General features: G+C 74.6%; 26 protein-coding genes. 16 read left to right on the forward strand and 10 right to left on the reverse strand.

Annotated features, from left to right (window positions below):
- The 5 genes from narH to AC6CH9_RS19380 form a co-directional block, all read left to right on the forward strand.
- Positions 1–1,513: nitrate reductase subunit beta (narH, locus tag AC6CH9_RS19360; RefSeq protein ID WP_498156345.1), on the forward strand; the 1,513-nt coding region annotated here is incomplete at its 5' end.
- Positions 1,510–2,265: a nitrate reductase molybdenum cofactor assembly chaperone gene (narJ, locus tag AC6CH9_RS19365; protein WP_498156346.1), complete on the forward strand. Its 756-nt coding sequence runs from the start codon at positions 1,510–1,512 to the stop codon at positions 2,263–2,265. The genes narH and narJ, both read left to right, overlap by 4 nt.
- Positions 2,262–3,020 (forward strand): respiratory nitrate reductase subunit gamma, encoded by a 759-nt coding sequence (gene narI / locus AC6CH9_RS19370; protein WP_221928207.1) that lies wholly within the window; start codon positions 2,262–2,264, stop codon positions 3,018–3,020. Before narJ ends, narI begins: the two co-directional genes overlap by 4 nt.
- 186 nt (positions 3,021–3,206) lie before the next feature.
- The gene (locus AC6CH9_RS19375) at positions 3,207–3,773 is read left to right on the forward strand and encodes a DoxX family membrane protein (RefSeq protein ID WP_498156347.1); all 567 of its coding nucleotides are present in this window, start codon (positions 3,207–3,209) and stop codon (positions 3,771–3,773) included.
- 256 nt (positions 3,774–4,029) lie between these two features.
- A complete protein-coding gene (locus tag AC6CH9_RS19380) occupies positions 4,030–4,593 on the forward strand; it encodes a hypothetical protein (RefSeq protein WP_498156348.1) in 564 nt (187 codons plus the stop codon).
- A 104-nt stretch (positions 4,594–4,697) separates the two neighbouring features.
- Here AC6CH9_RS19380 and AC6CH9_RS19385 read toward each other — a convergent pair whose 3' ends face one another.
- Positions 4,698–5,183 carry a GNAT family N-acetyltransferase gene (locus AC6CH9_RS19385; protein ID WP_498156349.1) on the reverse strand — a complete coding sequence of 162 codons (486 nt, stop codon included), beginning with the start codon at positions 5,181–5,183 and terminating at the stop codon, positions 4,698–4,700.
- 71 nt (positions 5,184–5,254) lie between these two features.
- On the opposite strand from AC6CH9_RS19385, the gene AC6CH9_RS19390 reads away from it, so the two are divergent.
- Genes AC6CH9_RS19390 through AC6CH9_RS19400 form a run of 3 tightly spaced genes read left to right on the forward strand, consistent with a single transcriptional unit; the run spans position 5,255 to position 8,770 of the window.
- The gene (locus AC6CH9_RS19390) at positions 5,255–5,659 is read left to right on the forward strand and encodes a TOBE domain-containing protein (protein ID WP_363465404.1); all 405 of its coding nucleotides are present in this window, start codon (positions 5,255–5,257) and stop codon (positions 5,657–5,659) included.
- The gene (gene modA / locus AC6CH9_RS19395) at positions 5,656–6,543 is read left to right on the forward strand and encodes a molybdate ABC transporter substrate-binding protein (RefSeq protein WP_498156350.1); all 888 of its coding nucleotides are present in this window, start codon (positions 5,656–5,658) and stop codon (positions 6,541–6,543) included. The genes AC6CH9_RS19390 and modA overlap by 4 nt, the downstream gene beginning before the upstream one ends.
- Before the next feature lie 25 nt (positions 6,544–6,568).
- Positions 6,569–8,770 (forward strand): ABC transporter permease, encoded by a 2,202-nt coding sequence (locus AC6CH9_RS19400; protein ID WP_498156351.1) that lies wholly within the window; start codon positions 6,569–6,571, stop codon positions 8,768–8,770.
- A 104-nt stretch (positions 8,771–8,874) separates the two neighbouring features.
- On the opposite strand, the gene AC6CH9_RS19405 is transcribed toward AC6CH9_RS19400, so the two are convergent.
- Positions 8,875–10,149, reverse strand: a complete 1,275-nt coding sequence (locus AC6CH9_RS19405) for an MFS transporter (RefSeq protein ID WP_498156352.1) — start codon at positions 10,147–10,149, stop codon at positions 8,875–8,877.
- A 206-nt stretch (positions 10,150–10,355) separates the two neighbouring features.
- On the opposite strand from AC6CH9_RS19405, the gene AC6CH9_RS19410 reads away from it, so the two are divergent.
- A complete protein-coding gene (locus AC6CH9_RS19410; RefSeq protein WP_498156353.1) occupies positions 10,356–10,814 on the forward strand; it encodes a MarR family winged helix-turn-helix transcriptional regulator in 459 nt (152 codons plus the stop codon).
- A gap of 33 nt (positions 10,815–10,847) precedes the next feature.
- Here the strand turns inward: AC6CH9_RS19410 and AC6CH9_RS19415 are convergent, their stop codons facing one another.
- Positions 10,848–11,549 carry a FadR/GntR family transcriptional regulator gene (locus AC6CH9_RS19415; protein ID WP_498156354.1) on the reverse strand — a complete coding sequence of 234 codons (702 nt, stop codon included), beginning with the start codon at positions 11,547–11,549 and terminating at the stop codon, positions 10,848–10,850.
- Between the two features lie 170 nt (positions 11,550–11,719).
- Between AC6CH9_RS19415 and AC6CH9_RS19420 the strand changes: the two genes are divergently transcribed.
- Entirely contained in the window at positions 11,720–12,355 is a 636-nt protein-coding gene (locus tag AC6CH9_RS19420) for a gluconokinase (protein ID WP_498156355.1), read from the forward strand.
- Positions 12,352–13,782, forward strand: coding sequence for a GntT/GntP/DsdX family permease (locus AC6CH9_RS19425; protein WP_498156356.1), 1,431 nt, complete (start codon positions 12,352–12,354; stop codon positions 13,780–13,782). The genes AC6CH9_RS19420 and AC6CH9_RS19425 overlap by 4 nt, the downstream gene beginning before the upstream one ends.
- A gap of 210 nt (positions 13,783–13,992) precedes the next feature.
- Here the strand turns inward: AC6CH9_RS19425 and AC6CH9_RS19430 are convergent, their stop codons facing one another.
- The 3 genes from AC6CH9_RS19430 to AC6CH9_RS19440 all read right to left on the reverse strand — a co-directional run bounded on the left by AC6CH9_RS19430 (position 13,993) and on the right by AC6CH9_RS19440 (position 18,010).
- A complete protein-coding gene (locus AC6CH9_RS19430; protein WP_498156357.1) occupies positions 13,993–15,504 on the reverse strand; it encodes a hypothetical protein in 1,512 nt (503 codons plus the stop codon).
- 84 nt (positions 15,505–15,588) lie between these two features.
- Complete coding sequence (locus AC6CH9_RS19435) at positions 15,589–16,749, reverse strand: hypothetical protein (RefSeq protein WP_498156358.1); 1,161 nt, start codon at positions 16,747–16,749, stop codon at positions 15,589–15,591.
- Positions 16,750–16,855: 106 nt separating this feature from the next.
- Entirely contained in the window at positions 16,856–18,010 is a 1,155-nt protein-coding gene (locus tag AC6CH9_RS19440; RefSeq protein ID WP_498156359.1) for a VIT1/CCC1 transporter family protein, read from the reverse strand.
- Positions 18,011–18,146: 136 nt separating this feature from the next.
- Between AC6CH9_RS19440 and AC6CH9_RS19445 the strand changes: the two genes are divergently transcribed.
- Positions 18,147–18,527, forward strand: a complete 381-nt coding sequence (locus AC6CH9_RS19445; RefSeq protein ID WP_087470098.1) for an FKBP-type peptidyl-prolyl cis-trans isomerase — start codon at positions 18,147–18,149, stop codon at positions 18,525–18,527.
- 88 nt (positions 18,528–18,615) lie between these two features.
- On the opposite strand, the gene AC6CH9_RS19450 is transcribed toward AC6CH9_RS19445, so the two are convergent.
- On the reverse strand, positions 18,616–19,341 hold the full coding sequence (locus AC6CH9_RS19450) for a DedA family protein (RefSeq protein WP_498156360.1): 726 nt from the start codon (positions 19,339–19,341) through the stop codon (positions 18,616–18,618).
- 193 nt (positions 19,342–19,534) lie between these two features.
- Here AC6CH9_RS19450 and AC6CH9_RS19455 point away from each other — a divergent pair, with 193 nt between their 5' ends.
- Both AC6CH9_RS19455 and AC6CH9_RS19460 read left to right on the forward strand, forming a co-directional pair.
- Positions 19,535–20,098, forward strand: a complete 564-nt coding sequence (locus AC6CH9_RS19455; protein ID WP_498156361.1) for a ribonuclease H family protein — start codon at positions 19,535–19,537, stop codon at positions 20,096–20,098.
- 119 nt (positions 20,099–20,217) lie between these two features.
- Positions 20,218–21,177 (forward strand): DNA-3-methyladenine glycosylase family protein, encoded by a 960-nt coding sequence (locus tag AC6CH9_RS19460; RefSeq protein WP_498156362.1) that lies wholly within the window; start codon positions 20,218–20,220, stop codon positions 21,175–21,177.
- A 78-nt stretch (positions 21,178–21,255) separates the two neighbouring features.
- On the opposite strand, the gene AC6CH9_RS19465 is transcribed toward AC6CH9_RS19460, so the two are convergent.
- The 3 genes from AC6CH9_RS19465 to AC6CH9_RS19475 all read right to left on the reverse strand — a co-directional run bounded on the left by AC6CH9_RS19465 (position 21,256) and on the right by AC6CH9_RS19475 (position 22,967).
- Positions 21,256–21,435 (reverse strand): hypothetical protein, encoded by a 180-nt coding sequence (locus AC6CH9_RS19465; RefSeq protein WP_498156363.1) that lies wholly within the window; start codon positions 21,433–21,435, stop codon positions 21,256–21,258.
- Between the two features lie 157 nt (positions 21,436–21,592).
- Positions 21,593–22,291, reverse strand: coding sequence for a DsbA family oxidoreductase (locus AC6CH9_RS19470; protein WP_498156364.1), 699 nt, complete (start codon positions 22,289–22,291; stop codon positions 21,593–21,595).
- A 49-nt stretch (positions 22,292–22,340) separates the two neighbouring features.
- The gene (locus tag AC6CH9_RS19475) at positions 22,341–22,967 is read right to left on the reverse strand and encodes a DinB family protein (protein ID WP_498156365.1); all 627 of its coding nucleotides are present in this window, start codon (positions 22,965–22,967) and stop codon (positions 22,341–22,343) included.
- A 316-nt stretch (positions 22,968–23,283) separates the two neighbouring features.
- Between AC6CH9_RS19475 and AC6CH9_RS19480 the strand changes: the two genes are divergently transcribed.
- Both AC6CH9_RS19480 and AC6CH9_RS19485 read left to right on the forward strand, forming a co-directional pair.
- A complete protein-coding gene (locus tag AC6CH9_RS19480; RefSeq protein WP_498156366.1) occupies positions 23,284–23,931 on the forward strand; it encodes a histidine phosphatase family protein in 648 nt (215 codons plus the stop codon).
- A gap of 57 nt (positions 23,932–23,988) precedes the next feature.
- Complete coding sequence (locus AC6CH9_RS19485) at positions 23,989–24,555, forward strand: PH domain-containing protein (RefSeq protein WP_498156367.1); 567 nt, start codon at positions 23,989–23,991, stop codon at positions 24,553–24,555.
- Positions 24,556–24,576 lie beyond the last annotated feature (21 nt).

The following is a 24,576-nucleotide window of genomic DNA, read 5'->3' on the forward strand; positions in this document are numbered from 1 at the left end:
GGGCGCCCACACCCCCGTCGCCCGCCCCACGTCCCTGCTCACCGGCAAGGACATGAACATCTCCTGGTCGGCGAACTGGGACGACGACCTCGCCGGCTCCACCGCCACCATGGCCGACGACCCGATCCTGGCGCACATGTCCGAGCACGTCGCCACCGAGCTCGACAAGACCTTCATGTTCTACCTGCCCCGCATCTGCGAGCACTGCCTCAACCCCGCCTGCGTCGCGTCCTGCCCCTCGGGGGCCATGTACAAGCGGGCCGAGGACGGCATCGTCCTCGTCGACCAGGACCAGTGCAGGGGTTGGCGCATGTGCGTCACCGGGTGCCCCTACAAGAAGGTCTACTTCAACCACAAGACCGGCAAGGCCGAGAAGTGCACCCTGTGCTACCCGCGCATCGAGGTCGGCCTGCCGACCGTCTGCTCGGAGACGTGCGTCGGGCGCCTGCGCTACCTCGGCCTCGTCCTCTACGACGCCGACAAGGTCACCGAGGCCGCGAGCGTGGCGGACGAGCACGACCTCCTCGCCTCCCAGCGCGCCGTCTTCCTCGACCCGAACGACCCCCAGGTCATCGCCGCCGCGCGTGCCGAGGGCATCCCCGAGGACTGGATCACGGCCGCCCAGCGCTCGCCGATCTGGGACCTCATCACCAAGTACGAGGTCGCGCTGCCCCTGCACCCGGAGTACCGCACGCTGCCGATGGTCTGGTACATCCCACCCCTGTCCCCCGTCGTCGACGTCGTCGCCGCCTCCGGCAACGACGGCGAGGACGGGCGCACCCTGTTCGCCGCGATCTCGAAGATGCGCATCCCCCTCGAGTACCTCGCGGGACTGTTCACCGCCGGCGACACCGCCCCCGTCGAACGCGTTCTGCGCCGCCTGGCCGCCATGCGCTCCTACATGCGCGACATCAACCTCGGCCGCGACCCCGACGAACGCACCGCAGCCGCGGTCGGGATGAGCGGGCAGCAGGTCCAGGAGATGTACCGCCTCCTGGCCATCGCGAAGTACGAAGACCGGTACGTGATCCCCACCGCCCACACCGAGATCGCCCGCGAGCTCGACGAGCTCTCCTGCTCGCTGGACTACGACGGCGGACCCGGCATGGGCGGCATGGGCCTGACCGGCGGTGGGCCGTTCGGCGAGACGTCGGGGAGCCCGGTGCCCGTCGCGGTCGAGAACTTCCACGTGCTCCAGGCCCGCCAGACGGCGGACTCCCCGTACGGGCCGTCGACCCCCGGACGCGTCAACCTCCTCAACTGGGACGGCAACGGCCGCCCACCGGGACTCTTCCCACCCGGCGAGGACGCGACGACCGGCGGGACCGGAGCGGGAACGCGGACCGGCGGCGTCACGCCCGGCGCCCCCGGCTCGCTGCCCGGCGGGCGGCAGGACGCGCGGCACGACACGATCCCCGACCCGTCGTCGGCAAGCGGACCGGCGAGCGGACCGGCGAGCGGACCGGCGCCCGGGAGCGGACCCGGCGTCGAGCCCGACGGGGGCACCCGATGAGGACGCGCTCGCTGCTCCCGACCCCCGTGCTGCGACCTGGGGCGCGACCGCGCGGGCCGCAGCCCGACCACCTGTCGCCCGTCGCGGCGTCGAGCACCCAGCGCCGCACGGCCCACATGGCCGCGTCCGTGCTGCTCGCCTACCCCGACGCGGACGTGCTCGACGCGGCCGTGGCCGTCCGGGCGTCGACGCCAGGGCTGCCCGTGCCGGTCCGCGAGCGCCTCGACGCGTTCTGCGACGTGCTGACGGCGTCCGCGGACGCGACGGACCTGCGCGAGCTCCAGGCCCGCTACGTCGCGACGTTCGACCTCAAGCGCAAGTGCTCGATGTACCTGTCCTACTACGCCGCGGGTGACACCCGGCGGCGCGGGACGGCGCTCGTCGCGTTCGTCGAGGCGTACCGGGCCGCGGGCTGGGAGGTCACCGGCTCGGAGCTGCCCGACTACCTGCCGACCGTGCTCGAGTTCTCGGCCCGCACCGAGGGCGACGACGCGACGATCGCGGCAGGGCTGCTCGCCTCGCACCGCGACGGGATCGAGGTGCTGCGGACCGCGCTCGAGAGCATGGCGAGCCCGTGGACCGGGCTGGTCGAGGCGGTGTGCCTCACGCTGCCCCCGCTCGACGAGCGCACGCAGCAGCGGTACGTCGAGCTCGTGACGGCGGGACCGCCCGCCGAGCTCGTGGGGATGGAGCCGTTCGCGCTGGAGCCGTACGGCGCGGGTGCCGGCCGAACCGGAGGAGCGGAGCGATGAACGGGGTGAGCACGGGCGAGATCCTGCTGTGGGTGGTGTTCCCGTACGTGACGTTCGCGGTGTTCGTCGTGGGGTCGATCTGGCGGTACCGGTACGACAAGTTCGGCTGGACAACGCGGTCGAGCGAGCTCTACGAGAAGCGGCTCCTGCGGCTCGGCTCCCCGCTGTTCCACTTCGGTCTGCTGTTCGTGATCCTCGGGCACCTCATGGGGCTCGTCATCCCGAAATCGTGGACGGAGGCGGTGGGCATCAAGGAGGTCGCCTACCACTTCGTCGCCACGTACATGGGCTCGATCGCGGCGGTCGCGCTCGTCGCCGGGCTGCTCATCCTCATCTACCGTCGCCGCACCACCGGCCCCGTCTTCCGCGCGACGACGCGCATGGACAAGACCATGTACGTGTTCCTCGCGGCGTCGATCCTGCTCGGCTCGTGGGCGACCGTGCAGACGCAGCTCCTCGCCGGCGGCCACGGGTACGACTACCGGGAGACGATCTCCCCCTGGTTCCGCTCGCTCTGGTACCTCCAGCCCCAGCCCGCGCTCATGGAGGGCGTGCCCGCGGCCTTCCAGCTCCACATCGTCGCCGCCAACCTGCTCTTCATCCTGTGGCCGTTCACGCGGCTCGTGCACGCGTTCTCCGCGCCCGCGCCCTACCTGTTCCGCCCGTACGTCGTGTACCGGTCGCGCGAGGCGTCGGTCGCCGCGCGCGCCCCGCGGCCCGGCTGGGACCCCTCGGAGCGCCCGCGCGGGCGGTGATCCGCGCAGCAGCGCCGCGCTCGCGGAGCACCAGGTCAGCGACCGGAAATCGCTGTGGCGCCCCCAGCAGCAACCGGGGACCACCGGGTGAAATGGGCGCCAGGGCGACCACGGAACGTCCTGACGCCCCCTCCTTCCAGGGGCGGTCACCCCGACCGCGACCGTCACCCGGAAGAGGTTTCGAGCATGTCCACCACCGCCCCGACGACCGCCGGTCGTCCCCGCGCCGTCCGCCCGTCAGCGTCCTCGACCACCCCCGTCGCCCGCCGCCGCGTCGCCGTCCTGACCGAGCGCCTGACCGGACGCGTCGACACGGCCGTCGCCGCCACCGCGCGGTTCCTCACCCGCTGGTCCGTCCCCGCGCTGCGCGTCGCCCTCGGCCTCGTGTTCCTCGGGTTCGGCGTCCTCAAGTTCTTCCCCGGTGCGAGCCCGGCGGAGTCGATCGCGGCACGGACCGTCGAGACGCTCACGTTCGGCCTCGTCGGTGGGACCGCGGCCGTGATCTTCACCGCCGTCCTGGAGACGTTCATCGGGCTGACCCTCCTCACGGGCCGCCTCCTGCGGGCCGGGCTGGTCGCCCTCGCCGTCGCGATGGCCGGCATCCTGTCGCCGATCGTGCTCTTCGCCGGCGAGCTGTTCGGCCACGGCATGACCCTCCTGGGCCAGTACGTGCTCAAGGACCTCGTGCTCGTCGCCGGCGCTGCCGTCGTCGCCGCCGTCGCCCTCGGGGCGCGTCTGAAGCTCGACGCATGACACCTCGGCGCTCCCACGCCACCCTGACCCGACCCGAGGACCCCGTGACCGCACCCGTCACGGGGTCCTCGACGTTGGAGCCTCGCCCTTCCTTGGAGCGAGAGGTCGAGCGAACGCTGTTCTGATCGTCGGCGCTCTCGCGGCTCACACCGCTCTCGGTCTCTGGGTGACACAGGCCGCAGCCCGCTCGCTCGCTACGCTTCCACGTGCCTCGCCGTGTGGCATGGAAGCGGGGCACCAGCACGGAGGGGGCGGTGTGGTTACCTACGAAGAGCTCCGGATCGAAACCAGGAGAGACAGGAAGCGGAACTTCAAGAGGACTCCGAGAGTTCTCTTCGGAAGCGTTTGCGACGACGAGATGATTCGCCGACTCGTCCACGAGGGCATCGACCGCGAGGACTGGGCGAGGGCCTCGGTCGCGGCCGACAAGGCGGTCGATGACGCGACCACCCATGCCATGGTCCAGCCGGCACTGAGCATCGCGATCTGGGTTGCGACTGCCGCCATCGCGCTAGGGGGCGTTCAGATCGCCCTGACGCTCTCACCCACGTCGACGGATCCTCGGGCGCTGCAAGCGTCCGGGCTCGCGATCATCGGCTTCTTCGTGGGTGCCGTCGCCAGCGTGGCTCTCGGGATCTGGTTCGCAACAGAGAGCCGCAACCAGACCGCGGACCGCCATAACGCGGTCGCGTGGCGGTGCGCCCTCGCCAAAGCCCTCGTCCACGGCCCTGTCGTCGCCGAGGGTGCTCAGCCAGGGATGCGCGACGGCAAGCGGTCGCCGGGTCTCTTCGCGTGGTTCTGCTGGCCGAGGAGCAGATGACCCCACACCGATCCAGGTCGGAACGTTGCAGATCCGGCAGCGGGACGAGGCGTCCGGCCTGTCCAAGGGCCACGGCCAGCGAGCCGGTGCTTCCTGAGGCGGTCTCAGAGCACCCTGGACAGGTACGCGCTGTTCGGGTCGTCCGTGTAGTCGGCGAACGGTGCGCACGGGACGAACCCGTGGCGCGCGTAGAGCCGACGCGCCGCCGCGAAGTAGTCCTCCGTACCCGTCTCCAGGCTCACGCGGTCGAGACCGCGGTCGCGCGCGACGTCGAGCAGGTGCGCGAGGACCGTGGCCGCGACGCCCCGGCCCCGCGCGGCCGCCGTCGTGCGCATGGACTTGAGCTCGCCCAGCGTCGCGTCGTGCTGCTTGAGCGCGCCGCACCCCAGGAGACCGCCGTCCGCGGACCGCGCGGTGACGAACGTGATGTCCGACGCGCGCAGCCGCTCGACGTCCAGCGCGTGGACGCTCTCCGGCGGCGACGTCGCGTGCATGTCGTCCAGGTGCTCCTGCAGCAGCGCCAGCACGTCGTCGGCCGTCGGGTCCTCCACGGCGACGCGCACGTCCGCCCGGGTCGTGGTCTCGCTCACGCCCCGAGCGTCCCACACCACCCAGCGCCGCTCGGGTGAAACCCCGCAGGTGCGGGTCTATCATCGAATCCATGCCGCACTTTCGGATCCGCGAGGCCGCGAGCCTGCTCGGGGTCAGCGACGACACCGTCCGCCGCTGGGTCGATGCCGGGGACCTCGCCGCGAGCGCCGACGACGCCGGGCGCAAGGTCGTCGACGGCGCGGAGCTCGCGCGCTTCGCCGTCGCCCAGTCGCACCCGACGCCCGACCCGTCCGGCGTCGCGCGCTCGGCGCGCAACCGGTTCGTGGGGATCGTGACGGACGTCGTGAGCGACACGGTCATGTCCCAGGTCGAGATGCTCTGCGGGGGCCAGCGCGTGGTCTCGCTCATGAGCACCGAGGCCGTGCGCGAGCTGCGCCTCGAGCCCGGGAGCCTGGCCGTCGCGGTCGTCAAGGCGACGACCGTCATCGTCGAGACGCCGGGAGGAACCGCGTGAGCGCGTCCACACGGCCCCGCACGACCACCCGCCCGACCGCCTCCCGCCGCCGCGCCCGAGGAGCCCTCGCCGGGCTCGGGACGGCGGTCCTCGTCGCCGCGCTCGCCGCATGCGGCACGGACGCCGGGGACGGCGCCGCGTCGTCGGACGGGGCCACGGACGCCGCGAGCACGCCGGCCGAGGAGCGCACGCTCACGGTCCTCGCCGCGGCGTCGCTGCGCGACGTGTTCACGGACCTCGCGGCCGACTTCGAGGCCGAGCACGAGGGCGTCACCGTGGCGCTGTCGTTCGCCGGGTCCGCGGACCTGGGCGACCAGATCCTCGCCGGGGCGCCGGCCGACGTCTTCGCCTCCGCGGACGAGCGCACCATGACGCGGGTCGTCGACGCGGGCGACGCGTCCGACCCCGTCGCGTTCGCGACGAACGCGCTGACGATCGTCACCCCGCCCGGCAACCCGGCCGGCGTCGAGACGTTCGCCGACCTCGCGCGCGACGACGTCAAGGTCGTCGTGTGCGCACCGGAGGTCCCGTGCGGTGGCGCGACCGACACGGTCGCCGAGGCCGCGGGCGTCACGATCCACCGCGTGAGCGAGGAGGCCAGCGTCACCGACGTGCTCGCCAAGGTGACGTCGGGCGAGGCCGACGCGGGCCTCGTGTACGTCACGGACGCGACTCTCGCGGGCGACGCCGTCGACGTGGTCGACGTGCCCGAGACCGACGCCGCGCTCAACGTCTACCCGATCGCGCTCGTCGCGGCGTCCGAGGAGGCCGGCCCGGAGCAGGTCGAGGTCGCGCGGGCGTGGATCGACCTCGTCGCCGGCGACGCCGGGCAGGCCGCGCTCGCCGCCGCGGGCTTCGGCGCCCCGGACGCGGCGACGCCATGACGTCCGGCCCGCCCCGCAGGTCCTGATGCGCGGGCTCCCCCGCTGGGTCCTCGTCCCGGCGCTGCTCGGCGCGCTGTTCGTCGTCGTCCCCGTGGTGGCGATGGTCGCGCGCGTCGAGCTGGCGCCGGGGCCGGACGGGACCGGCGGCTTCTGGGCCCTCGTGACCTCCCCGGCCGCGCTCGACGCGCTCGGCCTGTCCCTGCGCACCGCGCTCGTCGCGACGCTGTGCTGCGTGCTGCTCGGCACGCCCATGGCGCTCGTCCTCGCGCGCACCACGTTCCCCGGGCAGCGCGTCGCGCGCGCCCTCGTGCTGCTGCCGCTCGTGCTGCCGCCCGTGGTCGGCGGCATCGCGCTGCTCCACACGTTCGGACGCCGCGGGCTGATCGGCCAGCACCTCGAGGTGCTGGGGATCGAGATCGCCTTCACCACGACGGCGGTCGTCCTGGCCCAGACGTTCGTGGCGCTGCCGTTCCTCGTGCTGAGCCTCGAGGGCGCGCTGCGCACGCAGGACACGCGCCTCGAGGACGTCGCCGCGACGCTCGGCGCCGGGCCGACGACGGTGCTGCGCCGCGTCACGCTCCCGCGCGTCCTGCCCGGGCTGCTGTCGGGCGCGGTGCTCGCGTTCGCGCGGGCGCTCGGCGAGTTCGGCGCGACCATCACGTTCGCGGGCGCGCTCCAGGGCGTCACGCAGACCCTGCCGCTCGAGATCTATCTCCAGCGCAGCGCCGACCCGGACGCCGCCGTCGCGCTCTCGTTCGTGCTCGTCGTCGTCGCGGTGCTCATCACGGCGGCCGTCCACGGCCCGCGCGTCCTCGGCGGCCCGGACGCCCGGACGCCCCGTCCTCGGCGGGTCGGCCGGGTGGCCCGCGGGTCGGGCACCCTGCCCGACGGCGACCGGGTCGTCCGGGAGGACGTCTCGCCCCGGAACGGCGCCGACCCGGCGTCGGCGCCCGCCGCGGACCCGACTCCGCACCCCGACGCGGCGCCCGCCGCGCTCTCCGTGCGCGCCGTCGTCCGCGACCGCGGCCTCGACGTGGACCTCGCGCTCGCCCCGGGCGAGGTCGTGGCGGTGCTCGGCGAGAACGGCGCGGGCAAGTCGACGCTCGTGCAGGTCGTCGCGGGCCTCCTCCCGCCCGGCGACGCGCACGACGACCGGGTCGCCGTCGGGGGCGACGAGGTCACGCGCGCCGCGCCGCGCCGCCGCCGGCTCGCGTGGCTGAGCCAGCGGCCGCTGCTGTTCGAGAACCTGTCGGTCGAGGACAACGTCGCGTTCGGTCTCCGGGCGCGGGGCGTGCCACGCTCGCGCGCCCGGCGCGAGGCCCGGGCCGCGCTCGGGCACGTCGGCGCCGCCGACCTCGCGACCCGGCGCGCGACCGACCTCTCGGGCGGGCAGGCGCAGCGCGTCGCGATCGCCCGGGCGCTCGTCACCGACCCGCGCGTGCTCCTGCTCGACGAGCCGCTCGCCTCGCTCGACGTCGGCGTCGCGCAGCACGTGCGGTCGGTGCTGCACCACGCGCAGCGCGAGCACCCGCGCACGACGCTCCTGGTGACCCACGACCTGCTCGACGTGCTGCTGCTGGCGGACCGCGTCGTCGTGCTGGACGCGGGTCGCGTCGTCGAGGACGGTCCGGTGGACCAGGTCCTCACGCGACCCCGGTCCCGGTTCGCGGCCCGCCTCGCGGGCGTGAACCTCCTGGCGGGGACGGTCGTGCACGTCGCCGTGCCGGAGCCCGTCACGGCGGGGAGCCTCGGGACGGAGCCGGACGGGCCGGGCTCCGGCGGGGCGGACGCGGCCCTGGTCCCGACCGAGGCGGGGCCGGACGACGAGGCCGCCGCACGCGAGGCGACCCTCGCCGTCGACGGCACGGAGGTCTGCGTGCACGGGACGGCGGGCGAACCGCTCGCCGCCGGGGACGGGGCCGTCGCGGTGTTCGAGCCGCGCGCGGTCGCCGTCCACCGCGCGACGCCCGAGGGCAGCCCCCGCAACGCGTACCGCGTCGTCGTGACGAGCGTCGAGCCGCACGGCCCGCTGCTACGCGTCTGGGGTCGCGTGGCCGGCGAGGACCCAGGTGCCCCGGCCGCGGAAGCCCCGGCCGCCGTCGGCCACGACACCCCGCACCTGGCCGCGGACCTCACGCCGCGTGCCGTCGCCGAGCTGCGCCTGACCCCCGGCGAGCACGTCTGGTTCGTGGTCAAGGCCGCGGAGGTCCGCGTCCACCCCCGCTGACCCCACCCTGCCGAGGTAGAGCCCTGGTTCGCCGAGGTAGAGCCCTGGTCATGACCAGGGCTCTACCTCGGCGAACCAGGGCTCTACCTCGGCGGATCGTCGTGTCAGACGGCGGCCGGTGCCTCCGGTGCGGGGGCGGGCACCGCGTCGCGCGGCGAGGGCTGCACGGCTCGCGACCACTCGCCGCCGCGGGCGCGGACAGCGACGAGCAGGACGACGAGCCCGACGGCCGTCATCGCCGCACCCGCCCACAGGGGTGACGTGAAGCCGAGCCCGGCGGCGATGGTCAGGCCGCCGATCCAGGCGCCGAGCGCGTTGCCGACGTTGAAGGCGGCGATGTTCGCGCCCGACGCGAGGGTGGGCGCGCCCTGCGCGTAGGACATGACGCGCATCTGGAGCCCGGGGACGGTCGCGAACCCGAAGGCGCCCATGAGGACCAGGCTCACGACGGTCATCACCTGGCTGGTCGCGGTGAGCGCGAAGACGCCCAGCACCACGGTGAGCGCCGCGAACAGCACGACGAGCGTCGTGCCGAGGCGGCGGTCGGCCGCGCGCCCGCCGACGAGGTTGCCGACGAACAGCCCGCCGCCGAACAGCACGAGCAGCCACGGGACCGACGCCGACGTGAACCCGCCCACCTCGGTGAGCGTGAACGCGATGTAGGTGAAGGCGCCGAACATCCCGCCGAACCCGAGCACGGTGATCGCGATCGAGAACCACACCTGCGCGCTGCGGAACGCGGCGAGCTCGCCGCGCAGCCCCGTGCGGCCCGACGCGCGGTGCGTCCCGGGCGAGGCGCTCCCGCCGGGCGAGGGGACGCCGTCGCGCGACCCGACCCGCGACGGGACGAGCAGCGCGATCCCGGCGAGCGCGACGACGCCGATGGCGGTGATGGCCCAGAACGTCGCGCGCCACCCGGCTGCCTGGCCGAGGAACGTGCCGAACGGGACGCCGAGCACGTTCGCGATGGTCAGCCCGGCGAACATGATCGAGATGGCCCCGGCACGCTTCTCGGGCGCGACGAGGTCGGCCGCCACGACGGCGCCGATCCCGAAGAACGCGCCGTGGCACAGCGCCGCGACGACGCGGCCGAGGAGCATGACCTCGTAGGTCGGAGCGACGGCGGACAGCAGGTTGCCCGCGATGAACAGGACCATGAGGCCGAGCAGGGCCTTCTTGCGGTCGACGCGTGTCAGGGCCGCGGTGAGGCCGATCGCGCCGACGGCGACGGACAGCGCGTAGCCCGAGATGAGGTAGCCGGCGACGGACTCGGTGACGCCGAAGTCGGCGGCCACCTCGGGCAGCAGGCCCATGATGACGAACTCGGTGAGCCCGATGCCGAAGCCCCCGATGGCGAGGGCCCAGAGGGCGACTGGCATGACGATCTCCTGGTTCCGGGAAGGTGCGGGTCTCGAGGGCGACGCCACGAGGAGCTCCTGGACGACGAGCGGGAAGGATGGGCGTTGCGCACGCGTTCACCTGGCGTCTGCACTTGTTGCAGACGCGCACTATCGATAGTTGCACACGCCGATTAGTTGCACAAGCGCTATAGTTGTGACGGCACGCACGCACCGAGGAGGACCCCATGGGCATCGCCGACGACGCCGTCGAGATCCGCGCGCAGGGCTGGCGCACGCTCGCCGCGCTGCACGGGCTCATCGACGCCGCGCTCGAGCGCGCCCTCCAGGCGGAGCACGACCTCTCGGTCGTCGAGTACACCGTGCTCGACGCGCTCTCCCGGCAGGACGGCTGGCACATGCGCATGCAGCAGCTCGCGCGCGCCGCCGCGCTCTCCCCCAGCGCGACCACCCGGCTCGTCAACCGGCTCGAGGACCGTGGCCTGCTCACGCGCATCCTGTGCCAGGACGACCGCCGCGGGATCTACACCGAGCTCACGCCCGCGGGCGAGGCCCTCCTGCTCGCCGCGCGGCCCACCCACGACGCGACCCTCGAGGCGGCACTGCACGACGCGACGGAGACGCCCGAGCTCGCGTCGCTCGTCGACGCGCTGCACGCGCTCCCGACACCCGTCGACGCGAGGTAGCCCCGCCGGACGGGCGCACGCGCGAGGGTCCGGTCAGGCTTGCCGGTCGACCCCGCCGAGCGCGGTGCGCACCTCGCCGACGATCGCCGCCATCGCCGCCTCGGCGGCGCGCGGGTCGCCGCCCGCGACCGCCCGTGCGACGGCCTCGTGCTGGTCCAGCGCCTCGGGCACCGGGGACGCGGGCATGAGCCCCAGGTGCGTCCGCCCGCTGAGCACCGCGGCGACGACGCCGGCGAGCGCGCCGAACATCTCGTTGCCGCTCGCGCGGAGCAGGAGCTCGTGGAAGCGGACGTCGAGCGCGAGGAACTCCTCGAGGTCGCCCGCCTCGCCGAGCATCCGCATGCGCGCGGCCGCCGCGACGAGCTCGGTGCGCTCGTCGTCGGTCGCGTGGACCGCCGCCCCCGCGGCCGCGAGCGGCTCCACGGCGTGGCGCAGCTCGGTGAGCGTGCGGAGCTGGGGGTCGCGGCCCGGGCCTTCGAGGCGCCAGCGGATGACGCGCGGGTCGAGCACGTTCCACTCCTCGAGGCCGAGGACGACGAGGCCGACGCGACGCTTCGACCGCACGAGGCCGAGCCCTTCGAGCAACCGCATGACCTCGCGCGCGACGGTGCGCGAGACGCCGAACTCGGACCCGATCGACTCGAGCGTGAGCGGCGCGCCCGGCGGGACGTCTCCGCTGGTGATGCGGCGTCCGAGGGCGTCGAGCACGGTGGTGTGCAGGACCGTCGTCGCCATGGTCAGCAGCCTAGTGGCGGTCATTGGTGATATCAATCACTTGCCAAAGGTGCTACCAATACCGCACAGTGGTCGGCAGTGGGGACCACGACGGTCGTCACCCGGGACGGGGACCGCGCCGCGAGAGACGCACCCGCACCGGACGCCCCGCCCGACACGGAAGTCGACACATGGACACGGACGTCAGCACCACGGCCCGCGCCGAGAGCGCCGCGACCGCCACGACCCCGGCAGCGCCCCCGACGCTGCCCCAGCACCTCGTCGTCATGGGCGTCGCAGGCTCCGGCAAGACGACGGTCGCGACCCTGCTCGCGCAGCGGCTCGGCACCGAGTACGCCGAGGCCGACCAGTTCCACCCCGAGGCCAACATCGCCAAGATGAGCGCCGGGACGCCGCTCACCGACGACGACCGCTGGCCGTGGCTCGAGGCGATCCGCGACTGGCTGAGCGCCGAGGCGGACGCCGGGCGCTCCGGCGTCGTGACCTGCTCCGCGCTCAAGCGCTCCTACCGCGACCTGCTGCGCACCGCGCGGGGCCACGTCTGCTTCGTCCACCTCGACGGCAGCCCCGACCTCCTCGCGGAGCGCATGGCGCACCGCAGCGGCCACTTCATGCCCACGTCGCTCCTGCCCTCGCAGCTCGCCACGCTCGAGCCCCTGGACGACGACGAGCCCGGCTTCACGGTCGACGTCACCCGCACGCCCGAGGAGATCGCCGACCTCGTGCTCGACCGGCGCGCCGGCTGCGGGCGGACCGACGCCAGCACCGCGACCGGGACCTCGACCGGGACGGGGGTGCGGCGATGATCGGCACGCTCACGCAGCACGCCGCCACGGCCGCCCCGTCCGCCGTCGCGGCCGGCGCGCGCGCCGCGGAGGGCGCCCCCGTGACCGACGCCGGGACGGCCCAGCTCGTGCTCGCCGCCGTCGTCGGCATCGCGACGATCGTCGTGCTCATCGTGTGGCTCAAGCTGCACCCGTTCCTCGCGCTGATGATCGGCTCGGCCGTGCTCGCCGTCGTCGCGGGCATCGACTTCGTCGACGCGTTCACGAGCTTCTCCGCGGGGCTCGGCTCGACGGTCGCCGGCGTCGGCGTGCTCATCGCCCTCGGCGCGATCATCGGCAAGATGCTCATCGACTCCGGGGGCGCCGACCAGATCGTCGACACGATCCTCGGCAAGACGACGCCGCAGCGCCTCCCGTGGGCCATGGCGCTCATCGCGTTCGTCATCGGGATCCCGCTGTTCTTCGAGGTGGGCGTCGTCCTCCTCGTCCCGGTGGTGATGCTCGTCGCGAAGCGCGTGCGCACGAACCCGATCCTCGTCGGCATCCCGGCGCTCGCCGGCCTGTCGGCGCTGCACGGCCTCGTGCCCCCGCACCCCGGGCCGCTCCTCGCGATCGACGCGCTCGGCGCCGACCTCGGCCTGACGCTCGGCCTGGGCCTGCTCGTCGCGGTCCCGACCGTCATCGTGTCCGGCCCCCTGCTCGCCAAGCCCCTCGCGCGCTGGGTGCCGCTCCCGCCGCCGACGTCGGTGCTCGGCGTGTCCGAGCGCGACGAGGACGCGCCGCGCCCGAGCTTCGCCGTCTCCGTGGGCGTCGTCCTGCTGCCCGTGATCCTCATGCTCGCCCGCACCCTCGTCGAGGTCAGCGGGTCCATCGACACCGGCTGGGGCCGCGTCTTCGAGTTCGTCGGGACGCCGCTCGTCGCGCTCCTCATCACGGCGCTCGTCTCGCTCGTCGTCCTCGGCTCCGCGCTCGGCCGCACGCGCGACCAGGTGAGCAAGCTCGTCGACTCGTCGTTCGCGCCGATCGCGGGCATCCTCCTCATCGTCGGCGCCGGCGGCGGGTTCAAGCAGACGCTCGTGGACTCGGGCGTGGGCGACGTCGTCGCGAAGGGCATCTCGGACGCGAACGTCACGCCGCTCCTCGCGGGCTGGCTCGTCGCCGTGCTCATCCGCGTCGCCACCGGCTCCGCGACCGTCGCGACGATCACGGCCGCAGGCATCATGGCGCCGATCGCGGCGACCCTGCCGCCCACGCACGCAGCGCTGCTCGTGCTCTCGATCGGCGCCGGGTCGGTGTTCCTCTCCCACGTCAACGACGCGGGCTTCTGGCTGGTCAAGGAGTACTTCGGCATGACGGTCGGGCAGACGTTCAAGACGTGGTCGCTCATGGAGTGCGTCCTGTCCGTCGTCGCGCTCGTCGTGGTCCTCCTCCTCGGCCTCGTGGTCTAGCCCCCGGGTGAGGGCTCCCGGCATCGTGGGACGCCGACGCGCTCGCCGCGCTCGACCGAGAGATCGAGCGCTCCACCGCGGCGCCGCACGCCTGGGCGCGCGACGCCGCCGCGCCGCGGTCGTTCCGGGTGCTCCCTGGCCAGGACCGTCTCGACCGCGTCGCGAGGACCGCCCGGGCACGAGGCCCGGGCGGTCCCGTCATGGTGAGCGTCAGCTCCGGTCGGCGAAGACCGGGGTGTAGGCGGCCGGGTCCGCGACCCAGGACTTCCGGCGGAAGCGCTGGAGCGACAGGCCGAGGAGCGTGAGCAGCCCGGCCATCACGAGCAACCCGAGGTCGCCACCCGCACCGGTGGTGGCGAGGGCCGTCGGCGCCGACGCCATGGCGGTCGAACCGCCGGCCGCGGCAGCCACGGCGCCGTTCCCGGTCACCGGGTTGAGCACACGGGTCACGGTGCCGTCCGTCCCGCCCGACGTCCCCGGGTCAGCAGGACCCGTCGGGTCCGTGGGGTCCGTCGGGCCCGTCGGGTCCGTGGGGTCCGTCGGGTCCGTCGGGTCCGTCGGGTCCGTCGGGTCCGTCGGGTCCGTCGGGTCCGTCGGGTCCGTCGGGTCCGTCGGGACCGTCGCCGTCGGGCACGCGGCGGAGGCGTCGCCCAGCAGGCCCACGCCCACGCCGCAGACCGTGACGGGGACCGTCACCGGCAGGTCGACGTCGAGGTCGGGCAGCGAGCCGAGCACGCCGTCGTCCCCGAGGACCCCGTCGAGCAGGCCGTCGTCGCCGAGCACGCCGTCCAGCAGACCGTCGCCCGACGAACCGCCGCCGAGCAGGTCGTCCACGAGACCGTCCTCGCCGAGGACCGCGTCCAGGACGCCGTCGTCCCCGCCGAGCACGCCATCGCCCAGGAGACCGTCGCCGAGCAGGTCGTCCACGAGGCCGCCGTCACCCAGGACACCGTCGAGCACGCCCGAGCCGTCGGACGCGTCGCCGGAACCGGCCCCGTCCCCGGAGCCCTCACCGGCGCCACCGCCGACCGTCGCGTCGCCGCCGACACCGACCGCGACGCCCGAGACGTCCACGGGGATGGTGACCGGCACGTCGACGTCCACGTCCGAGCCGGACCCGGTCGCTCCGTCGTCGGTACCGTCGGCCGGGGCAGCCGGAGCTGCCGGGGCCGGCGTGACCGCCGCGTCACCCAGGACGCCCACCGCGACGCCGGACACGTCGACGGGAACCGTCACGGGCACGTCGACGTCCACGTCGCCCGCGTCGGCGGGCGCGGGGGCAGGGGCCGGTGCGGGCGCCGGCTGCGGGTCCGCGGCCGGCGCCACCGCGGCGTCGCCCAGGACTCCGACGGCGACGCCGGACACGTCCACGGGAACCGTCACCGGCACGTCCACGTCGACGCCCGCCGGACCTGCCGGGGCGGGCTCCGGTGCGGGCGCAGGCGCCGGCTCGGCGGACGGTGCGGGGGTCGAGGTCACGGTCGCGTCACCGAGGGCGCCCACCGCGACGTCGGACACGGTCACGGGGACGTGCACGGGCACGTCCACCGAGACGTCGGGCAGAACCTCGGTCACCTGGCTCAGCGGAGCCTCGACCGACACGTCCAGCCCGAGGTCGCCGAGGAGGTCGCCCTCGGCTGCGTGGGCCGCTCCGGCCCCGACGACCACGAGGCCGCCTGTGACGAGCGCTGTGCGCAGCGCGCGCCGAACGAAGGTGTGCATGATCGTTCTCTTTCCTGCTCAAGGGTGGTGGCGCACGACGGCGCCGGGTCGCGTCTGCCGCGCGGCGCGCGGCGGCGGACCACCTCAGGCAGGAGAGACGGGGACCTCGAAGAACGTCGAGGGGTGCTTCGACCGCGCGTCGTCCACGACGGCGGTCCAGGACGAGAGCGTGGGGGCGTCGGCGCCGTGGCCGACCGCCGCGAGGTCGCCGCCCGACCCGGCGCGCTGCGCGTTGCCGGAGGGGCTGGGCGAGGTGCCGAGCGCGCCGTCGGAGGGGCCTCCGCCAGGCGCCGTCGGGCCGCCCGCGGGCGCAGCGGTGCCCGGCGGAGCGGTGGCCTGGTCGACGAGGTTCCCGCCGGTCCCGTCCCCGAGCGGCGCGCCGAGTCGGGCACCGAGGGTCGGTGTCAGGCCCGCGCCGTCCGCACCGGCCGGTGGAGCGGACGTCGGCTCGCCACCGGCCGGGAGAGGCACCACCGGGGCGGCGAGACCGTGGTCAGGGCCGGGGCCCACCACGCCCGGTGTCGCCGGATCGACCGTGCCCGGGGCCTCCGGACCGGTCCCGGGCGCCTCGGGGAGCACGGGCGCGAGCGGGTCCAGCGGCGCGAGCGGCCCGGTGACGGGACCGAGCACAGGGTCGGTGACCGGGGCCAGGACGTCGAGGACCGGGGTCAGCGCCTCCAGGACGGGCGTGACCGGGTCGAGCGCCGGTGCCACGGTCTCGAGGACGGGGTTCACCACGGGGGCGACCGCCTCGACGACCGGCGTCGCGGCCGGCACGACCGCGTCCAGGACCGGCGTGGTCACCGGCGCGACGGCGTCGGTCACGGGCTGCACGACGGGCGCCACCGGCGCCACGGCCTCCTCGACCACCGGAGCGGCCGGCGTGACCACCTGCTCCACCACCGGGGCGACGGGCCGCACGACCTCCTCGACCACGGGCGCGGCCGGGGTCACGACCTTCTCGACGACCGGGGCGACCGGCTGGACGACGGGGGCGACGACATCGCGCACGACGGGCTTGACGACGTCCTGCACGACCGGGTCGACGACGGTCTGGACCGTCGAGGTCACGGGAGACAGGGCCTTGCCCAGACCGAGCGGGTCGTCCGCGGCGGAGGCGCCGCCCGCGGTCGCGACGGCGAACGCGAGGCCTGCGCCGAGACCGCCACCGGCCACGAGCGCGCGCACGAGCCAGCGACGGGCGGCTGGTGCGCGCCTGCCCTGCGCGTCGTGCGTCACGTCCATCGTGCGCCCCGTGGGTCGTCGGTGCAGCGAACGGCGGGCCGACAGGCCCGTCCCGGGGTCACGGTAGGCATGCCCGTGTGACGCTCACCACCGGAAGCGTCCGATTTCACCCGACGGTTGCCCCGAACACCAGGCCGAGGAGGTAGGTCGCGGCCGCCGCGCCGAAGCCGATGCCGATCTGCCGCAGCGCGCGCGTCAGCGGCGACGTCCCCGAGAGCAGGCCGACCGTCGCGCCGGTCGCGAGGAGCGCGATCCCCACGAGGAGCGCCGCGACACCCACGGCGACGAACCCCGTGAGGCCGAAGAGGTAGGGCAGCACCGGGATGAGCGCGCCCGACGCGAAGAACAGGAACGACGACACCGCCGCCCCCATCGCCGTCCCGTGCGTCTCGTGCTCGTCGGTGCTGGGCGGCGGGGCGATGACGGTCTGCTGCGTGTACGTCGCGAGGACGTCGGCGGCGTGGTCCTCGGCCTCGGCGGGTGCCATGCCGCGCGCCCGGTAGACGAGCGCGAGCTCGTTCGCGTCCACGTCGAGGTCAGGCAGCGCGGCGGACGCCTGCGGGCTGGGGGTCGAGGCGTCGAGCAGCTCGCGCTGCGACCGCACCGACACGTACTCCCCCGCGCCCATCGACAGCGCGCCCGCGAGCAGGCCCGCCAGCCCCGAGAGGAGGACGGTGCTGTTCGAGGCCCCCGACGCCCCGATGCCGAGGATCAGCGCGAGGTTGGACACGAGCCCGTCGTTCGCGCCGAACACCGCGGCCCGGAACGTGCCCGACATCCGGTTGCGCCCGCGCGTCGCGAGCCCCCGCACGACCTCCTCGTGGATGCGCTCGTCGGCGGCCATCCGAGGCGTCGCGTCGGCGTCGGTCTCGTAGGTCGAGCGCGCCTCGGCGCGCTGGGCGAGCGCGAGGACGAACACGCCGCCGAAGCGGCGCGCCAGCCAGCCGAGCATCCTCGTGCGCCAGTCGCCGCGCAGCGGCTTGCCGACGTCGTCGCCGAGCAGGTCGAGCCAGTGCTGCTCGTGCCGCCGCTCCGCGTCCGCGAGCGCCAGGAGGATGTCACGCTCCTCCCCGCTGCGCCGGCTCGCGAGGTCCCGGTAGACGGCGGCCTCCGCGCGCTCGTCGGCGAGGAACCGGCGCCACCGCCGGATCTCCCGCGGGGTCGGTCGGTGCCCGACGGCGGGGGCCGGGCCCGCGCCCGGCGTCACCCCGCGCGGGGTGCCGGCGGGCAGGCCGGTGTGCGGCTCAGGCGTGGAGGACATGCCTCCATGATGGCGATCTTCGGCCGCGCCGTGTTGCGCGCGGCCGAACGCGGGGCCGGGGGTATCCCCGACCGGTGTTCCGGGCGCCCCCAACCTCAGGCCCGCCCGTCGTCCGCCGTCGTGGTTGGATCGGAGCATGACCACTGGAGAGAACGAGCTGTCCCGCCCCGAGGTCGACGCGCCGGAGGGCCCTGCGCCCACGGAGCTCGTCGTCGAGGACATCACCGTCGGTGACGGCCCGGAGGCCACGCCGGGCGCGACCGTGAACGTGCACTACCTCGGCGTCGAGTACGAGACGGGCGAGGAGTTCGACGCCTCGTGGAACCGCGGGCAGTCGATCAACTTCCCGCTGCGCAGCCTCATCGCGGGCTGGCAGCAGGGCATCCCCGGCATGAAGGTGGGCGGGCGCCGCAAGCTCGTCGTGCCGCCGGAGCTCGCCTACGGCCCCGCGGGCGGCGGCCACCGCCTGTCGGGCAAGACGCTGATCTTCGTCATCGACCTGCTCGGCGTGTCCTGATCCGACGCGCTGACGAGCTGGAGGGCCCCGGTCGTCGACCGGGGCCCTCTGCTCTTCGTCCTGCGGACGACCCGCGTGCGACCAGGCCCTACCGCGCCGGGCCGGGGCAGGGCACCAGCGCGGCGTCGGTCTCCAGGGTGTCGGCACCGGGCGCCGGGCTCGTGACGGGCCCCGGCGCCAGGGCGGCGACCCGCTCCCGGCGGGCCGCCCGGAGGCGGACCACCGTGTCGACGAGGACGCCGAGGAGGATCCCGCCGACGACCCCCACCACGACGGCGAGGAGCGGGCTGTCGCCCACCCAGGCGGCGGCGAGCGTGCCGATGAGGACCGAGTAGGTGGCCCAGGCGACCGAGGCGACGGCGGAGAGCGCCATGAAGCGGCGCCGCGAGAAGCCCACGGCCCCGGCGGTCACGTTGACCGCCGTCCGCCCGACGGGCACGAACCGGGCGCCCAGGACGACGGACGCGCCGCGTCGGTCGAGGGAGCGGGTGGCCCATGCGACGGCGCGCTGACCGCGCGGCCCGCGCAGCACCGGCAACGCCCGCGTGCCGAGCGCCCGGCCGAGCGCGTAGGCGAGCTGGTCGCCGCACCAGGCGCCGAGCGCCGCGACGAGCAGGACCAGACCCCAGGCCACGCCCCCTCCGGACTGCGCTCCCACCGCGAGCATCACGATCACGGTCTCGCCGGGGATCGGCGGGAAGAACCCGTCGCCCGCGGTCGTCGCGAAGAGCGTCGGCAACGCCCACACGGAGTCGACGAGCGCGAGCAGCCACGCCTCGACCTGTCCCCACAGCTCCACGACCCACGCGACCATGCGTCCCAGCCTCGACCGCGTGCGCGCGCGGCACCATGGGGTATCCCCCCGGTTCTCCCCTGAGGCGACCCCGACCAGACGCCCGCGGACAGGTGGTCCGGCGACCCCCCGGTCCGGGGGACAATGTGGCTCGACGCATTCGCCTCCCCGCGCCGCAGCCGGCGGGCGGGGACGTCCGTGATCGAGGAGCGCTGTGATCACTGTCAGCACCGACGGCTCGTGCCTGAGCAACCCGGGCGGCGCCATCGGGTGGGCGTGGATCAACCACGACGGCACGTTCGACTCCGGCGGCGCCGTGAGCGGGACCAACCAGGTCGCCGAGCTGACCGCGCTGCTCCAGGCGGTCCGCGCGCACCCCGGGGCGGAGCCGCTGCTCATCGAGTCCGACTCGCAGTACGCCATCAAGTGCGCGTCGGAGTGGGTCGTCGCCTGGAAGCGCAAGGGGTGGCGCACCGCCGGTGGGCAGCCGGTGAAGAACCTCGAGCTCGTGCAGGCGATCGACCGGGTGATCACCGAGCGCGCGGGGCCCGTGCGGTTCCGCTGGGTGCGCGGCCACGTCGGCGACCCGTTCAACGAGCGCGCCGACCAGCTCGCGGGACTCGCCGCCCAGGACTGGGCCGCCGGTCGTGGCGACCTCGACGGCACGCTCGTCCCCGAGCTCGGCGACCCCACGCGCCCGCCCGGCCGGATGCCCGCCACGGCGCCCAGGCAGCCGACGCCCGAGCCCGCGTGGGACATGGACACCCTGTTCGACTGACGCCCCGCCCGCCGAACACGACCTTGGTGTCGTTATCGAGCGGATAGCGACATCAAGGTCGTGCTCGACGCCGCGCAATGTCGTGCTCGGCCGTCGGCGGCGGGTGCGACGATGGTCCGGTGACCGTCCTGCCGAGCCCGCGCGCTGTCGTCGGTGGAGCGCTCGTCCGACGCGTCCGGTCGGACCGGCCCCTGGACCTGCACCTCACGCTCGGCCGGCTCTCCCGCGGGCCGTACGACCCGACGTTCCGCCGGACGCCGTCCGGCGACGTCTGGCGCACGACGCGGATGCCCGCCGGTCCCGCGACGTGCCGCCTCGCCCAGACCGCGCCGCGCGACGTCGTCGGGCACGCCTGGGGACCGGGCGCCCAGGAGGCGCTCGACGCCCTCCCCCACCTGCTGGGCGAGTACGACGACGACACCGGCTTCACCCCGCCCGCGCCCCTGCGCGACGCGCACCGGCGCAGCACAGGGCTGCGCATCCCCCGCACCGGCCGCGTGCTGGAGGCGCTCGTCCCCGCGATCCTCGAGCAGCGCGTCCAGACGGTCGCCGCGTGGCGGTCGTGGGGGTGGCTCCTGCGCCGGTACGGCGAGCGCGCACCCGGTCCGGCGGGCGACGCCGGGATGCTCGTCGTGCCCGACGCCGCCACGTGGGCGAGCGTCCCGTCGTGGGACTGGCACCGGGCGAACGTCGACCCGGGTCGTGCACGGACCGTCGTCGCGGCCGCGCGCGTCGCCCGCCGCCTCGAGGAGTGCGGCGCGCTGCTCGACGCGCAGGGCGCCGCCGCCGCGCACGCCCGGCTCCAGGCGGTCCCGGGCGTGGGCGTGTGGACCGCGGCCGAGGTCGCGCAGCGCGCGCTCGGCGACGCCGACGCCGTGTCCGTGGGCGACTACCACCTCGCCAAGGCGGTGGGCTGGGCGCTCGTCGGCGAGCGCGTCGACGACGAGCGCATGCTCGAGCTCCTCGCGCCGTACTCCCCGCACCGCTATCGCGTCGTCCGGCTCCTGGAGCTCTCCGGCAGGGCGCACGCCCCCCGGCGCGGGCCGCGCCTCTCGATCCAGGACCACCGGTCGAACTGACGGCCACGCGCCTCCCCCAAGACAGGAAAGAGCCGCCGGAACCTGGCGTTCGGGCGACTCTCTCCTGCGCTCACAGGTCTACTCGGGGAGCGCGCACACCCCGTCGACGCAGACCGCGGCGTCGTCCGCGCCCACGAGCGTGAGCGACGGCGCGGCCTCGCGGTGCGGGGCGGCCGCGTCCGCGGCGCTCACGCTCATGAGCGTCGTGCGGCGCGGGTTCGCGATGGAGTGGTAGAGGTTCGTCGTGGTGTCGGTCATCTGAGGCCTCCTCGTGGGAATCACGGGCGCCGGTGCACGTGCGGAGCCGGCGTCGGTGCGGGCTGCGTCCCAGTCTCGGTGATACCGAGTCGCAGGTCCACCGCACCGGGGTGTGAGATACGTCGCTCTCCGAACCGCGTCTCGCAGAGCGGACGAGTCAGGCGGCGTCGCGCTCCGCGACGGCCTGCTGGAGCACCTGGACGAAGACCGCCGGGTCCTGGGCACCCGAGACGCCGTACCGGCCGTCGACCACGAAGAACGGCACCCCGTTGATCCCGTAGGCACGCGCCTGGTCGATGTCCGCCTGCACGTCCTCGGCGTAGCGGCCGTCCTCGAGAGCCGCGACGACCTCGGCGCGGTCGAGACCGACCTCCGCCGCGAGGTCCGCGAGCTCCTGCACGCGGCCCACGTGCCGGCCCTCCTCGAAGTACGCCTTGAGGAGGCGCTCCTTCATCTCGACCTGCTTGCCGTGCGCCTTCGCGTGGTGCAGCAGCTCGTGGGCGGTGAGGGTCTTGGTGTGCTGGAGCGCGTCGAAGTCGTAGCTCAGGCCCTCGGCGGCGGCGAGCTGGGTCATCTGCCCGAGCATCTGCTCGACCTGCGCGCGCGGCATGCCCTTGTGCCCCGCGAGGAAGTCCACCTCGGTGCCGTCGAAGTCGACGGGCGTGTCCGGCGCCAGCTCGAACGAGTGGTACTCGATGTCGACCTGCGGGCCGTCACCGGCCTCGGCGAGCCGCCCGAGCGCCGTCTCGAGGCGCCGCTTGCCGACGTAGCACCAGGGGCACGCGACGTCGGACCAGATGTCGATCTTCACCGTGGGGGCCGTCGCGTCCGGCGCGGCGGGGCTGTTCGTCGTCATGTGACCGTTCAACCATCTGGAGGACCGCACGATTCCCCCGGGCCGACCGTCAGGGCGTGACGTTCGCCGCACGGTAGAGGTCCTGGAGCACCATGATCTCGGCGCCGTGGTGGATCAGCTCGCGGTTCATGTGCGCGACGAGGTGGACGAAAGGCGACTGCGCGTCGATCTCCGTCGCCTGGCTGAGCCCGACGGTGAACGCCCCCTCGTCCGGCAACGCGTCCACGCCCGCCCGCCACCGGTCCACCTCGTGCCGCAGCCCCGCGACGGCGGCGCCGACCTCGCCCGAGAACGCCACCGCGTCGCGGCGGCGCTCGTGGGGTCCGAACGTCCACTCCCACCGTTCGAAGAAGGCCTCGGTGAGGTGCGCGACCAGCCACCCGATCGTCCGTGGCTGCGACGAGTCCGGGCCCTGCGGCCACTCCATCACCCAGTCGCCGACGCCGAGCGTGCGCGGCGTGCGCTCGGTGCCGCGCCGCACGACGCGCAACGCGTCCGGGCCGGGCTCCCACTCGAGCTCCGCCTGGGTGAGGGTCGCGAGCCGTTCCGCGACCTCGAGCCACGAGAACCCGAGCTGGCCGCGCACCACCGCGAGCGCTGTCGGGACCGTGAGGATCGACCAGTCGAACTCCGGGCTCCCGTACGCGATCTCCCCGTCCGCCGTCTCGTGCACCATCTCGTCCCCCTCCCCCGGCGGCGTCGTCGCCGCCCTTCCGTGTCCGTACCGACGCTAACGGGGACCACCCACCCCGGCGCGCGAGAATGGGGTCGACCGCCCCATCCCCACCCCCGACCTCCGGAGTCCCCGTGCGCGTCCGCCCCCGCACCGTCCTGCTCGTCGCGACCGGGATCGCCGTCGTCCTGCTCGGCGCCCTCGTCGTGTTCCTCGCGATCAACGGCATCGACGGCGTCCCGGACTGACGCCCCCGGCGCGCGCCCCGGGCGCCCCCGGGTGATCCTGCTGGAGGACCCCCCACAGGAAGGCCGACCCCGTGACCGCGAACGACACCGCACCCGACCCGCAGCTCGTCCTCGTGCGCCATGGCGAGACCGAGTGGAGCGCGAGCGGCCGCCACACCGGGCGCTCGGACATCCCCCTCACGGTCGCGGGCGAGCAGCAGGCCGTCGCGGCCGGCGTGTGGCTCCAGCGGTGGGCCGACCGCCGCGGACGACGCCCCGCCGTCGTGCTCTCGAGCCCGCGCCAGCGCGCGCGACGCACCGCCGACCTCGCGGGGTTCCCGGACGCGGAGACCGACGACGACCTCGCCGAGTGGGACTACGGCCCCGTCGACGGCCGGACCGCGGTCGACGTCGGCGAGCAGCTGGGCCACGAGTGGCTGATCTTCCGGGACGGCGTCAACGTGCTCGCGGCGGCGAACGGCCACCGCGGCGAGGAGCTCACGGACGTGGCCGAGCGGGCCGGGCGCGTGGTCCGGCGCATCGAGCCGACGCTGCAGGGTGGCGACGACGTCGTCCTGTTCGCGCACGGGCACCTGCTCCGCGTCCTCGCCACCGTGTGGCTCGGGATCGACCCGTCCCTGGGCGCACGGTTCGAGCTCGGCACGGCCGCGATCTGCCTGCTGGGCTACGGTCACGGACTGCGCACGGTCGAGGGCTGGAACCTCTCGGCACAGGCCTGAGCCCCGCGCGGCCGACCGGCGGGACGGCCCTCCCCCCGGGGTCCGGGAGGTGGCACGATGCTGCCCATGGGTCTGAGCGAGAAGCACCTCACCGAGGGCGAGCACGTCGTCATGGAGCTCAAGGAGCACGCGAAGGCGCTGTTCTGGCCGTTCGTGCTCCTCGTCGTCCTCGTCGCGGCGGTGGTCGTCACAGTCGTGCTCGTCCCGAACGACGTCGTCCGCTGGGTCGTCGCGGGCCTCGCCCTCGTCGCGGCGATCGTCTGGGTGTTCGTGCCGTGGCTGCGCTGGCGGACCACGGAGTACACCGTGACGAACAAGCGCATCGCGATGCGCTCGGGCATCATCACGCGGACCGGGCGGGACATCCCGCTCTACCGCATCAACGACGTGAACTACGAGAAGGGCCCGATCGACCGGATCTTCGGGTGCGGGACGCTCGTCATCTCGGACGCGACCGACAAGCCGGGCCTGAACCTGCACGACGTCCCCGACGTCGAGAACGTGCAGGTCCGCCTGCACGACCTGCTCTTCACCGCCGACGACGGCTCGGACGACGGCGAGTGGCCCCCGAACGAGCCGCCGCGCGGCCCGCGCGCCCCCCGCATCCCGCGCGCGGAGCGCTGACGGCACCGGCCCGCCGGCGCC

The sequence above is a fragment of the Cellulosimicrobium sp. GQ32 genome (genome assembly GCF_059758455.1).